13 protein-coding genes and 1 pseudogene are annotated in these 11,430 nt (G+C 64.1%); 3 read left to right on the top strand and 11 right to left on the bottom strand.

Translation table 11 applies throughout. The features are described 5' to 3' along the window. From BOO71_RS26225 to BOO71_RS03610, 5 genes are all read right to left on the bottom strand, one after another. Window positions 1–221 (bottom strand): helix-turn-helix domain-containing protein (locus BOO71_RS26225; protein ID WP_175607344.1); only part of this gene is annotated, 221 nt, incomplete at its 3' end. Window positions 222–827: 606 nt separating this feature from the next. Further along, window positions 828–2,324, bottom strand: a complete 1,497-nt coding sequence (locus BOO71_RS03625) for a DUF512 domain-containing protein (protein ID WP_083652942.1) — start codon at window positions 2,322–2,324, stop codon at window positions 828–830. Between the two features lie 270 nt (window positions 2,325–2,594). After that, window positions 2,595–3,251 (bottom strand): PAQR family membrane homeostasis protein TrhA, encoded by a 657-nt coding sequence (gene trhA, locus BOO71_RS03620; protein WP_075830617.1) that lies wholly within the window; start codon window positions 3,249–3,251, stop codon window positions 2,595–2,597. Between the two features lie 75 nt (window positions 3,252–3,326). After that, window positions 3,327–4,166 (bottom strand): HpcH/HpaI aldolase/citrate lyase family protein, encoded by an 840-nt coding sequence (locus tag BOO71_RS03615; protein ID WP_254843007.1) that lies wholly within the window; start codon window positions 4,164–4,166, stop codon window positions 3,327–3,329. A 43-nt stretch (window positions 4,167–4,209) separates the two neighbouring features. Continuing rightward, window positions 4,210–5,262, bottom strand: a complete 1,053-nt coding sequence (locus tag BOO71_RS03610; protein ID WP_075830615.1) for an NAD(P)/FAD-dependent oxidoreductase — start codon at window positions 5,260–5,262, stop codon at window positions 4,210–4,212. Between the two features lie 140 nt (window positions 5,263–5,402). Here BOO71_RS03610 and paaI point away from each other — a divergent pair, with 140 nt between their 5' ends. Beyond that, window positions 5,403–5,768 (top strand): hydroxyphenylacetyl-CoA thioesterase PaaI, encoded by a 366-nt coding sequence (gene paaI / locus BOO71_RS03605; protein ID WP_075830614.1) that lies wholly within the window; start codon window positions 5,403–5,405, stop codon window positions 5,766–5,768. Here paaI and BOO71_RS03600 read toward each other — a convergent pair. From BOO71_RS03600 to BOO71_RS03590, 4 genes are all read right to left on the bottom strand, one after another. Further along, window positions 5,765–6,547 (bottom strand): DUF4357 domain-containing protein, encoded by a 783-nt coding sequence (locus tag BOO71_RS03600; RefSeq protein WP_254843006.1) that lies wholly within the window; start codon window positions 6,545–6,547, stop codon window positions 5,765–5,767. The genes paaI and BOO71_RS03600 overlap by 4 nt on opposite strands. A gap of 15 nt (window positions 6,548–6,562) precedes the next feature. After that, entirely contained in the window at window positions 6,563–6,868 is a 306-nt protein-coding gene (locus BOO71_RS28630) for a hypothetical protein (protein WP_254843005.1), read from the bottom strand. A gap of 35 nt (window positions 6,869–6,903) precedes the next feature. Continuing rightward, window positions 6,904–7,731: an AfsR/SARP family transcriptional regulator gene (locus BOO71_RS03595; RefSeq protein ID WP_075830613.1), complete on the bottom strand. Its 828-nt coding sequence runs from the start codon at window positions 7,729–7,731 to the stop codon at window positions 6,904–6,906. A 163-nt stretch (window positions 7,732–7,894) separates the two neighbouring features. After that, window positions 7,895–8,164 carry a GlsB/YeaQ/YmgE family stress response membrane protein gene (locus BOO71_RS03590; protein ID WP_075830612.1) on the bottom strand — a complete coding sequence of 90 codons (270 nt, stop codon included), beginning with the start codon at window positions 8,162–8,164 and terminating at the stop codon, window positions 7,895–7,897. Between the two features lie 509 nt (window positions 8,165–8,673). On the opposite strand from BOO71_RS03590, the gene thrB reads away from it, so the two are divergent. Next, window positions 8,674–9,585, top strand: a complete 912-nt coding sequence (gene thrB / locus BOO71_RS03585) for a homoserine kinase (RefSeq protein ID WP_075830611.1) — start codon at window positions 8,674–8,676, stop codon at window positions 9,583–9,585. Between the two features lie 12 nt (window positions 9,586–9,597). Here thrB and BOO71_RS03580 read toward each other — a convergent pair whose 3' ends face one another. Beyond that, window positions 9,598–9,807 (bottom strand): hypothetical protein, encoded by a 210-nt coding sequence (locus tag BOO71_RS03580; RefSeq protein WP_075830610.1) that lies wholly within the window; start codon window positions 9,805–9,807, stop codon window positions 9,598–9,600. Window positions 9,808–9,941: 134 nt separating this feature from the next. Between BOO71_RS03580 and BOO71_RS03575 the strand changes: the two genes are divergently transcribed. After that, a complete protein-coding gene (locus tag BOO71_RS03575; RefSeq protein ID WP_075830609.1) occupies window positions 9,942–11,111 on the top strand; it encodes an aminotransferase class I/II-fold pyridoxal phosphate-dependent enzyme in 1,170 nt (389 codons plus the stop codon). An 8-nt stretch (window positions 11,112–11,119) separates the two neighbouring features. Here BOO71_RS03575 and BOO71_RS03570 read toward each other — a convergent pair. Then, window positions 11,120–11,430 (bottom strand): annotated as a pseudogene (locus tag BOO71_RS03570) (IS701-like element ISPlag1 family transposase); the annotation flags it as partial.

Raw genomic sequence — 11,430 nt, 5'->3', positions numbered from 1 at the left:
GGAAGCGAGAATTTCCCGCTTTGTATCAGGGCATCTTCAACACGCACCACGGTTCGCTGAACCGTGGCCTCATGGACACCCCAGTCCTGGCCGATGTGAAACAACGTGCGGTACTCGCGCCAGAACTCCAGCGTCATCAGGAGTTGCGCTCCCAAAGAGAGTGCAGGTGGCCGTCCAGATTTGACTTTGTTGGCATGGCGTTCTTGCAACACGGTCTCCATCTCTAGAAATGTTTCAGGGTACACACCAGTGCGACGGCGAAAACTCGTGCGATTCAGCTTCAGGGCCTGATGATATTTTAGCGTGCCAACCATCCCCTACCTTAGCGCACGACTTTCGCAAGAGGTCTATTGAGTCAACGCCAGCAGTTCGTGTTCACTCTTGCCTTCGGCAAGAAGCGCGAAAAACTGTGCTCTGCGCCGTTCAACAGCGCAGGTGCTGGCCCGGAAGATGCCCCAGAAGTCGGCAGCGGAGTGCTGAAGTTCAACGGAAGAATAGAAGTATTTGATCCTCAGATTCTACACTTTTTAATCGGAGTCCGTATGACCGCCCCACGAGATTCGCTCCAACATTGCCAGTGCCGTCCGCAGTGCCCCCAGTCCTGGCAGCCTCTACCACGAAGGCAGCGCCGATTCAGATTCACAGAGCATGAGCAAACCGGCGCTATTGCTCTTTTTCGACCTGGGTCCCGGCGTGACCGCGCAGAGGATTGACGTGACTACAAGGTGAAGCGTCAGCACAGGGCAGGAGGATTGACACAAATGGTCTAACCGCCAGAACAGAGCGGATGAATGCCCTGCTCCAGCGGTTGGACGGTTTGACAGCCCTTACGCCTGTCCCCGCATTCCCCGCTCGGCCACTTCGATTTCCAGCGGGGTGTGGCCGCTGTCCTTGACGGCGTGGGCGCTCATGCCCCACTGGTGGCCGCTGCTCTGCGCGCCGTCCAGGATCACGCGGGCCAGTTCGCCCAACGTCGCACCGCCCGCCCGCACGTCCATGCGGAATTCCTGGCGCAATTCGCCCAGGCTAACGTCGTCCAGCATCAGCTCGGTGCCGTAGCGCAGGGTGGTAGGCGGAACGATCAGCAGGTCCGCCTCGCCGGTTTTGATGGCGTGCCGGAAACAGCGCCCGGTCAGCAGGCCCGCCACGGTGGTGGCCGGGCCAAAGGTCTTGTTGGTGATGGAACGGACTTCCAGCGTCAGCCCCTCAATGGCCCGCAGGGGTTCCACAGCAAGGTCCAGCGACTCCGCAAACAGCGTTCCCGTCGCCAGGATCACCCGGCGCGGCTCCGGCAGCGCGGCGGGCAGTTCAGGCAACGCCTCGGTCAGGAAGTCGCGGATCATGCCCACGCCGTTTTCCAGCATGGGGAAGCCCTCGTATTCCTCCTCGCTGGGCAGCGGTTCCCCGGCCAGCAGATACAGCTCGTCGGAGGGAAACACGAAGCGGGTGCCACGCTCGGTCAGAAACTTCTTGCGCCAGATGTTCAGGCGGCGCAGGCTGTCGCGGGCCTCTTCCCTGTTAAAGGTCCGCACGTCCGGCAGGTTGGTGCGGTGCGAGGTCAGGCCAATAGGCACCACTGCCGCGCTGATGACGTTGGGGCGGCTGCTCAGGTATTCCACGGTGTCGTCCAGATTCTCGCCGTCGTTGCGCTCGGGCACCAGCACGATCTGGGTGTACAGGTCGATGCTTTCCAGACGCTCGATCATGCCGCGAATCTGCACGGCCTTCTCGTCTTTTACCTTCAGCTTCCACCACTTCATCATGTCCTTGCGCAGGTCCTGATTGGCGGTGTGGACCGACACGTACAGCGGCGAGAGGTTTTCATCCAGAATCCGGTTGATGTCGCCCTCGGACAGGTTGGTCAGCGTGACGAACGAGCCGTACAGGAACGACAGGCGGTAGTCGTCGTCCATGATGTACAGGCTCTTGCGAAAGCCGCGCGGCATCTGATGCACGTAACAGAAATCGCACTTGTTGGCGCACAGGTGAATGCCGTCGAAGAGGACTTCTTCAAATTCCAGGCCGGGGTCCTCCCATTCCACGTCGAAGGTGAAGGTGTCTTCCAGGCTGGGCGGCGCGCTCAGTTGCAGGCGGTGGTGATCCTGCGTGGTGCTGGCAACACCAGTCATGGCGCGTGGAGCCTCTTTCGGGCGGGCAATTTCCAGCGTCGCCTTCCCCTGCGAAAGCAGATGGCGGTAGGCCAGCACATCGGTCACGGCCTGGCCGTTGACGCGCATCAACACGTCGCCGGGGCGCACGCCTGCCTTTGCGGCGGCGCTGCCTGCCTCGACGGACTTGATAGGCGCGGGAAAAACGTCTGGCATGGGTTGTTTCGCTTGTGCGGTCAAAAAAATCACCCCTCTGGCCTGTGTAAAAGCTGGCCTGCTGCTGAGGGACACCTGTTTCGACACGACAAAGGGCGGCCCCACTCGAACAAAACAGCTTAACAGGGGCAGGGGCGGCGGGATGTGAGGGGGATTGCGTTGGAGGTGGGAAGTTTGGAGGGAAATGCCCCCACGCCGAACCCCACTGCCAAGTTCGACTTCAGCAAAAAGCCCCCTCACTCGGGAGAGGACCTGGCGGGGAATTGCCACTTAGCGCAGGCTGAACATCATCGCCACATGCGCCGTGGTGCCGCCCAGCACGAACAGGTGCCAGACCTCGTGGAAGCCCCAGTACCGCCAGAACCCTTTCTCGCGCGGGGCAAACAGTTTGGTGCCGTAAACCACCGCGCCCAGCGTGTACAGCACGCCTCCCGCCGACAGCCAGAAAATTGCAGCAGGGGGCAGATTGTGGACCAGTTGCGGCAGGAAGATCACGGCCAGCCAGCCCATACCCACGTACAGCATCGTGCTGACCCAGCGCGGCAGGCGCATGGTGACCAGCTTCAGTGCGATGCCAGTTAGGGCGATGCCCCAGACCACCCACAGCACCACGCTCTGCCACACACCATGCAGCCCGAAATACGCCAGTGGCGTGTAACTGCCCGCGATCAACAAAAAGATGCCCGCGTGGTCCAGCTTGCGCAGCCACAACATGCTGCGTTCGCTGCGGCCAAAGGAGTGGTAACTGGCACTGGCCGAGTACAGCGCCACCATGCTGACCCCAAAGACCACGAAGGGCCACAGCGCCAGCCCACGCGAGTGTGCCCACCACAGCAGCGGCCCCAGCACGATCAATGCGGCCAGCGCGCCGCCCCAGTGGGTCAGGGCGTTGACGGGTTCACGCGGGGCGAAGGTCAGACGCTTCATAGAAATAGCCTACGCCTCCTGCGGGCGGGCTTGGTGGTGTTGGACGCAGTTCAAATAGGGCTGGAATGGTCAATGCTAGCGGTCTGAGCTGTCAATGACTGAATCCTGATTGGCTGCCCATAAATTCAGAATCTCCTGCGCTTCATCGGCGTGCATCTGCTCGACCAGTGCGCCTTCAAAGGTCACGACGCTTTTGCCAGCGGCGCGGCCTTCCGCCCAGGCATCCAGCAACGCGCGGGCCTGCTGCGCCTGCTCGTGGGTGACGCCGTAAGCAGCGTTGGCGGGGGCAATCTGGTCCGGGTGGATCACGGTTTTGCCAGCGAAGCCCAGTACGCGGCCCTGTTCGCATTCGCGGGCAAACCCTGCCGGGTCACGCACATCATTGAACACGGCGTCCAGCGGCACTTTTCCGTGGGCGCGGGCCGCCAGCACCACCGCCGAGAGGGCGTGTAGCAGCGGCAACCGCTGGGTTTGTGAATGGGGGTACGGGCGTGTCCGCAACGCGCGGGCCAGATCGTTCGCGCCCACCAGCAGGCCCGCCACCCCAGGCACGGCAGCGATGGCCGGGGCGTTCAGCACGCCACGGGGGGTTTCGATCATGGCCCACAGCGCCCGGCCCAGTGACAGTTCCTGCGCGGCGCGGGCGTCCTCGACCTTGGGCAGCACCAGCCCCGACGCGCCCGACAGCAGCGCCATTTCACGGTCCTCGTGTTCCCACTGGGTTCCCAGACCGTTGACCCGCACCAGCACAGGAACACGCCAGCCGCCCGCCAGCAGGGCCGCACGCACGTTTGCACGGGCCTCGACCTTGTGTTCGGGGGCCACGGCGTCTTCCAGATCCAGAATCACGGCGTCGGCGGCCAGGGTGCGGGCCTTTTCGATGGCGCGGGGTTTGTCGCCGGGCACATACAGCATGGAACGGAACGGTCCAGACCCTGGGGAGCCAGATACTAGGGAGCTAGTCATCGCCGTTCATGCGCGCCGCCAGCGCCCAGCCGCTGAGCAGGGCAGCCTCCACGCGCGGGCCGTGATCGTCGGGGGTGAAGCCGTCACCGCACAGTCCCAGACCCTGTGAGACGTCCCAGAAGCAGGGGCCGGGGGCGCGGCGTTCGGGGGTGGCGTAGCGCCAGCGGTGGGCGAAAGCGTGGGCAGCCTTGATTTCCTCGCCCAGCACGTCCGCCGCCGCCGCTAGCAGTTTGGGCAAAACCTCGTCCGGGCGGCGTTCCAGGTTGGCGCGGGACCACGTCGCCGAGGCTTGCAGCATCAGCGCGGGCGGGTGGCCTGGGGCGCGCTTGGTGTGTTCGCGGGCGATCCATTCCAGTACAGGATGGTTTTTGAGCGCCAGCGCAGGCCACTCGGCCCCGATGTCCGTTTCCAGCACCACGCCTGCCACCCAGCACGGGGCGTAGGCCACGCGGCGCATCTTCTCGGCAGCCGTCTTCAATTCTTCCAGATCGTCCGCGCCGTCCAGCAGCAGCGGTTCCAGCAGCGCCAGCACCTGTGGGGCGGGAAGGTTCAGCACCAGACGCCGGGCCTCGCCCGCCACACCGTCGCGGGAATACACGCGCCAGCCGCCGGGCAGGCGTTCAAGACTGCTGACCTCCAGCCCGGTCTGCACGTCCAGCCCGCGCGCCAGTTCGCGGCCCAGGGTACTCATCCCCAGGGGCGGGGCGTAGCGGGGATGGCCGTCCTGCGGCGGGGGCGTGATCTGGCCGTCCTCCCAGGCCACGAAGCCCCGTGCCCAGACACGGTTCCAGCCCGCCTCCACGCCACCCTCGGCCAGGGCCACGGCGCGGGGGTGACGGGCGGTGAAGTAGCGTGCGCCGTGGTCCAGCCGGGCCTCTGAAAACTGGGCTTCGGGCGACGAGATCCGGCGGGTGGCCGCACGGCCCGATACCCCGCGCGACTTGTCCAGCACGCGCACGCCCAGGCCCCGGCCCTGCAAATCGTGGGCCAGCGCTAGCCCCGCCAGCCCCGCGCCGACAATCAGCACATCTGTTTTATCCGGCACGGGGAACCTCGTTTTTGGAGGGACGCGCCGCGCCTGACACCAGTAAAAAGGGCAGCAGCGCCAGCAGGAATTTCAAAGGCCGTTTCATGCCGCCCAGGGTAACGCGCCATGCTCTAGCCTGCCCGTATGAGCCAACCCATATGACCTACGCCGATCTGCTGGGACTGACCGTGCTGGAGGCCACGCCAGAGCGCACCCGCGTCCGCGCATCTGTGACCGCTGCGGGCCTGAACATGCACGGCACCGCGCACGGCGGCCTGATCTTCAGTCTGGCCGACGAGGCATTCGCGGTCATCAGCAATCTGGAGGCGCAGGCGGTGGCGGTGGACACCCACCTGAGTTTCTTCCGCGCTGCAAAAGTGGGCGACGAACTGGTGGCCGTGGCCACCCCGGAGCGCGTGGGCCGCACCCTGGCCACCTACCGCGTGGAAATCCGGCGCGGCGAGGAGGGCGAGGTGGTGGCGCTGTTTACGGGCACGGTTTCGAGGCGGGTGCGGGAGGCTTAAACGGGTGGGGGACGGTAATCCTGGGCTGGGCGTCCCTGGGCGTCTTTCCAGCAGTCCCAACCATTGCGGGATGCTCCAGCAATGTCCATAGCTGACGTGCTGGCACTCTCATAAATCACGTCCTTCAGGTATTCCAGCAGCTCAGCGTTTTTCTCGACGAGCTGTCCAGCCTTCAGGCTGCTTTGCCTGCGACCTTGAATGCCCTTCGCATTAGTTCCGTTTTCGCCCAGCACGCGATTTAGAGCCGTACTTCCCGCCTTGACGGTCCAACTTCCATCGGCGGGCTTGTAGACGGCGTGGGCTTCGGCCCCGAGAAGGCAGTAAGTGAAGTGGATTTGCTCGGCATCAATGCCTGATGGCTGAGCTTTCTGCAATGGCTGGGGCTTGAGCGGCTTGGAAGAGATTGTTGACTCCGCTTTTTGCACTGCCATCCCCAGCAGCACGTCCCGCTCAGCTTCCGTGATGGTCCCGAGTTGCGCCGCCAGCTTGACCGCGCTCTCGAACGAGCCGATGTCGTGTTCCTGCTGAAAAGCCTGCACCAGCGGCGTTTTCTCCTTCAGAATGCGGGCCTCGTCCAGCCGTTGCTGCTGACGGTTCTTGATGGCCTGAACCGCTCCGGCAAAACCATCCGCACGCCACATCTCTGCGTCCAGCAGTGCAGCCAGATCGTCGGCGAAGGTGTGGCCCTCCTGCCCCAGCTCCAGTTTCAGGGCCACCCGTTCTTCCCATTTGCCCGGCAGATGCTCGTCAATGGCGATCCACACGCGCCCATTGGTCACGATGGCCCAGCGGGTTCACTCGTTGACGGCGTAGGTGGACGCCTGCTGAAATTGCTGCGCCCCCAGCGTGATGTTCATGCCCTTGATTTCCAGCGCGAATTTGCCCTGGCCCGCGCGAATCAGAAAGTCCGAGCGGTTGCCCGTCGCGTTGGTTTCTTCCGGCACCACCTCCGCCGGGTTCCAGATGTCGAATCCGGCGGCGTGCAGCAGCCGCAGCACAATCACCTGCCGGACGATGGCCTCGCCGGGATTGGGGCTGTTGATCAGCCAGCCCTGAATGGCCTCGACTGCCGCCCTGATCCGCTCCTGAGTGCCTGACATCTGAGCAGGAGTCTAGCAGCGGCGCACTTTCCCAGCTATTTCCGGGCCGACATGCCAGTCAACAGGTACGGCCCGTGATCGCAGGGGCGCGCACCGTCTTTCAGCCGCTCAGCCAGATCCACGGTGTCCTGCATGGGGGTGTCGCCGACTTCCTCGGCCAGATAGTGGCGGTAACGGCGGTAATGCTCGATGCCGGCGTGTTTACCCCGGTTCATGGTCAGGCAGACCATCAGGCGCTGGTGGTGGTCCTCGCCGATCAACGGGTCCGTCTCGGCGGCGCGGACCAATGAAAGGGCGGCCAGCGGGCATTCGTGCGCGGCGCAGTGCAGCATCGAAAGTGTCAGGTGGCCCTCCACGACGGCGGCGCGGTGCTGGCTGCGGGCGGCTTCCACCCACTCGCCCTGAAGATGCGGCAGATATTCGCCGTCGGCACTGGCCAGGGCCTGCCGCAGCAATTCCTCCTGCTGGCGCGGTTCGGCGCTGGTTCTGGAGGCGTCCAGCGCGTGATGCAGGGCGTAAGTATCGCTGGCGGCCATCAACTCCGCGTGCAGGGTGTAGCGGCCCCGCTCGTCCACCACGGCGTCGGGGCGACCCAGCGCGGCGCGCAGGCGGTGCAGCGCCACCCGGAAGCGGTTGGCGGCGGCGGGGGTGTCCTCCAGATCCCACAGTTCGGCCAGGATGTCGTGGCGGTAGCGGCCCTGCGGATAGGCGTGCAGATACCACAGCAATTCCTCGGCGCTGCGGGCAGGCCACACCACGCTCACGCCGTCCACGATCACATCGGCGTTTCCCAGCGAACGCAGCAGATAGCGCGGCGGCGGGATGGCGGCGGTCTGAATGGTACAGATCTGTTCATGAAGCATGATGATCCTCCCTTTCCGTAGCAATTCTGACATTTCTACGGAAGGCAGGTGTCCCCTTCAAGAATCAGTGGAGACAATCTGCGAGAGGATTATTTGAATTGAGGAACTGGAGACATAAAAAAACCGGACACCACTTGGATGTCCGGTCAGTTGAAGTGCGGGTTTAGCGCAGAACTTTGAGGGCCTTGAGGATGGCGATCAGAATCACGCTGCCGACCACGCCCCAGATGATGCTCCAGAAGCTGAAGCCGCCGCCCGCTGCCGTCGCGCCGCCGATGTTGAGCAGGCCAGCAAAGATCCACTGGGCCAGCAGTGCGCCTACGATCCCGATCAGGATGTTGGCGATTGCGCCCTGTTGCGCGTTGGTGTTCATGATCATGCTTGCCAGCCAACCGCAGAGTGCACCTACCAGAATAGTAATGATCCAACCCATGTTCGTGACCTCCTGTTAAAGTCGTTAGATTTCCAACGTGAAACGCTCGTTGTGGGTGAAGCATGAAACTGCTGAGGAAAGCCGATTGAATCTGGTCATACATTCTGAAGGTGGCACAAAGGTGAAATGCCTGACTATTCAAGTCCGCTTAAGTTGTCTTCTCAGAAATCGACCATGCGCCGCTCATTTCTGATGTTGCCTTGACGTTTTGGGGGATCGGCAACCGAGGTGAAGAGCGGCTGGCGCTGCTTGCACCTGCATGGGACTCTTCCTCTGACCCCGTGAACAGATACCCGTAAGGACGCCGCTCCTCTGCGATCCCGCCCGGACTTGTCTGCCCTTGAGTCCGTCTGGAAGGCAGACACAGGCATTTGTCTTACCTCTGCGTCCATCCGTCTGCCGGGGGCGGCTAGCATGGGCGCAGACATCCGCCCGGCCCAGCGTGGCCCCGCGACTTTTTCTGGAGGCCCCACCGTTATGCCCGCACCCCTCAGCCCTGACCGCCCATCATGACCACCTTCACCGTGCGCGCCCCGGCCAGCAGCGCCAACCTGGGACCGGGTTTTGACAGCCTGGGCCTGAGCGTGCCGCTGTACACCACCGTGAAGGTGACGCCGGGCGACGTGACCGAGGTGGTCCCGCACGGGCCAGAGCTGGAAGGCACGCCCGCCGACGAGAGCAATTACGTGTACCGGGCGATGTTGCTGGTGGCCAAGCGCACGGGACTGACCTTGCCGCCCGCCCGTATGGAAATCACCACGGAGGTTCCACTGGCACGCGGCCTGGGCAGCAGCGCTGCCGCCCTGGTGGCCGGAATCGTGGCCGCCAACGAGCTGCTGGGCCGCCCGCTGGATGACCACGCGGTGCTGGACGTGGCCGCCCGCGAGGAAGGCCATCCCGATAACGTGGCCCCGGCGCTGTTCGGCGGCATCGTGGTGGCGACATTGGACAAACTGGGCACGCATTACGTGCGGCTGGACCCGCCCGCGAATCTGGGCGTGACCGTTTTAATTCCCGACTTTGAGCTGAGTACCAGCAAGGCCCGCGCCGTGCTGCCCCGCGAGTACAGCCGCGCCGACGCTGTGCATGCGCTGTCGCACGCCGCTTTGCTGGCCGCCGCGCTCTCTCAGGGCCGCCTGGACCTTCTGCGGCACGCCATGCAGGACTACATCCACCAGATCTGGCGCGCGCCACTGGTGCCGGGGCTGAGCGACATTCTGGAGGATGCCTGGCGGCACGGCGCACTGGGCGCGGCGCTGTCCGGCGCGGGGCCAACGGTGCTGTGCTTCCACGACACCCGCGAAAGCACAGCGCTACTTCACGCCTATCTGAACAGCGTGATGAAAAAGAATGGTCTGGATGGGCGGGTCATGGACTTTCCGATTGACACCCAGGGAACGCTGATTGAGCGCGAGGGCTGACCAGGCACTCCCTTATTCCATACCTGCGTTGCCCGTCTGCTTGATCTGCTCCATCCGGCCCACCGCTTCCAGCCAGTCGTTCTCGTTGATGGCGGTCACGTCCTGACCCGCGTAATGTTCGGCCAGCACCTCGCGCATGGCCTCGGCCTCGCGCAGGCTGGTGGCCTCGCGGCCCATGCGCTCCAGAATGGGGTCCAGGCTCATCGTGTGGCTGATTTGCATGACTGCACGCTAGCGGCTGGGCAGGCTGAAGTGCGTGAGGACGGGGCGGGACGTTCTTTAGAGGCAGGCTGAACTGTCTGCCCGCCGACACTGTTGCCCTGACCTCCCCGGCCCGGATGCTCTAGCCTGCCCCCATGTGGATGTCATCACGGGCCGCCGATGTGCCGGGCAGTGTATTTGCGCTGATGGACGCGGCCAAAAGTCGGGCGCGGGCGAGCGGGCTGCCCATCATTGACCTGAGCATCGGCAGCAGCGATCAGTCGCCCCCTGAAGTGGTCCTGGAAGCGTTGCGCGAGGCGACGCGCGATCCGTTGACTTACCGTTACCCGCTGTTCAGCGACACCGCGCCGCTGCGCGAGGCTGCCGCCGCATATCTGCTGCGCCGCTTCGGGGTGAGGGTCAATCCCGAAACCGAGGTCCTGCCCCTGATCGGCGCGCAGGAAGGGCTGGCCCATCTGCTACTGGCCGTCACCGATCCCGGCGACACGCTGCTGCTCCCTGATCCTGGCTACCCGCCGTATCTGGGCGCGGCGGCGGTGGCTGGACTGAAGACCGTGCCACTGCCCCTGCTGCCCGAACGCGGCTTTCTCCCTGGTCTGGACGCTGTTCCAGCCGATCTTCAGCCTCGCGCCCTGCTGCTGAACTATCCCAACAACCCGACTTCGGCGGTGGCGGACGCGGCGTTTTTCGCGGAGGCCGCCGCGTGGTGCCGGGCGCGTAGCACGCTGCTGATTCACGATCATCCCTACGCCGAGCTGACTTACGACAATTACCGCGCCCCCAGCGCCTTGGAAGCAGGATTGGACGGCGTGGTGGAACTGCATTCGCTGAGCAAGACGCATCATATGGGCGGTTTCCGGGTGGGCTTCGCCGCCGGGGACGCGGGGGCGGTGGCCGCGCTGGCCCGCGTCAAGGGCGCGGTGGACTTTCACCCCTACCTGGGCATTCAGCGGGCCGCCGCTCTGGCTCTGGGGCTACCGGATGAAGTGGGCCGCACCGGAGCTACCATCTTCCAGGCCCGCCGCGACGCCCTGATTCCCGCCCTGCGTGCCATGAACTGGGAAGTTCAGTGGCCCCAGGCCAGCATGTACGCCTGGGCGCGGGTGCCGGGCCTGACCGACAGCGTGTCCTACGCCGTGCGCGCCGCCGAGGAATCCGGCGTGGTGATCAGCCCCGGACGGGCCTTTGGAGCGCGCGGGGAGGGATTCGTGCGCTTTGCGTTGGTGCAGCCGCCGGAGGTTCTGGTGAAGGCGGCGGGGCTGCTGGCGGGGATGGAAGTCAGAGAGAGAGTGGAAAGAGAATGAAATAGGGCTTACGCGAAACTTACAAATGGGTTAGCAAGTTGCTGACGCATGTACTCGTCGAGGAGGCCAAATTTCAGTGCGTATATCGTCTTCTTTGCCTCTCGCGCAGCTTGGGCCAATCGAATCCAGACCAGCATCGCTATGCCAACATGATTGCGCTGAGATCGTCCTAGACGGCACTGACAGCCTTCAATCCCTGTGATCTGCTTCAGTTCGCGGTGAAAGACCAGGGCAGCCCAGCGGACGACGAGCGTCTGGCGCACGTCGTCCGCAGTCTGTAAAGCTGGGTCGTTGGTCACGACCCATTCCGTGCGCTCGG

Origin of the sequence: Deinococcus marmoris, from assembly GCF_001949125.1 — a bacterium.
Classification (GTDB): Bacteria; Deinococcota; Deinococci; order Deinococcales; family Deinococcaceae; genus Deinococcus; species Deinococcus marmoris_A.
This window is presented reverse-complemented; position numbering and strand designations above follow the sequence as displayed.

Bases quoted from the DNA above. Each gene is read 5' to 3' on its own strand.
- BOO71_RS03590 (WP_075830612.1), bottom strand. From the start codon at position 8,164: ATGGGTTGGATCATTACTATTCTGGTAGGTGCACTCTGCGGTTGGCTG.
- BOO71_RS03615 (WP_254843007.1), bottom strand. From the start codon at position 4,166: ATGCTGTATGTGCCCGGCGACAAACCCCGCGCCATCGAAAAGGCCCGC.
- trhA (WP_075830617.1), bottom strand. From the start codon at position 3,251: ATGAAGCGTCTGACCTTCGCCCCGCGTGAACCCGTCAACGCCCTGACC.
- BOO71_RS03595 (WP_075830613.1), bottom strand. From the start codon at position 7,731: ATGCTTCATGAACAGATCTGTACCATTCAGACCGCCGCCATCCCGCCG.
- BOO71_RS03625 (WP_083652942.1), bottom strand. From the start codon at position 2,324: ATGCCAGACGTTTTTCCCGCGCCTATCAAGTCCGTCGAGGCAGGCAGC.
- paaI (WP_075830614.1), top strand. From the start codon at position 5,403: ATGACCTACGCCGATCTGCTGGGACTGACCGTGCTGGAGGCCACGCCA.
- BOO71_RS03580 (WP_075830610.1), bottom strand. From the start codon at position 9,807: ATGCAAATCAGCCACACGATGAGCCTGGACCCCATTCTGGAGCGCATG.
- BOO71_RS28630 (WP_254843005.1), bottom strand. From the start codon at position 6,868: ATGTCAGGCACTCAGGAGCGGATCAGGGCGGCAGTCGAGGCCATTCAG.
- thrB (WP_075830611.1), top strand. From the start codon at position 8,674: ATGACCACCTTCACCGTGCGCGCCCCGGCCAGCAGCGCCAACCTGGGA.
- BOO71_RS03575 (WP_075830609.1), top strand. From the start codon at position 9,942: ATGTGGATGTCATCACGGGCCGCCGATGTGCCGGGCAGTGTATTTGCG.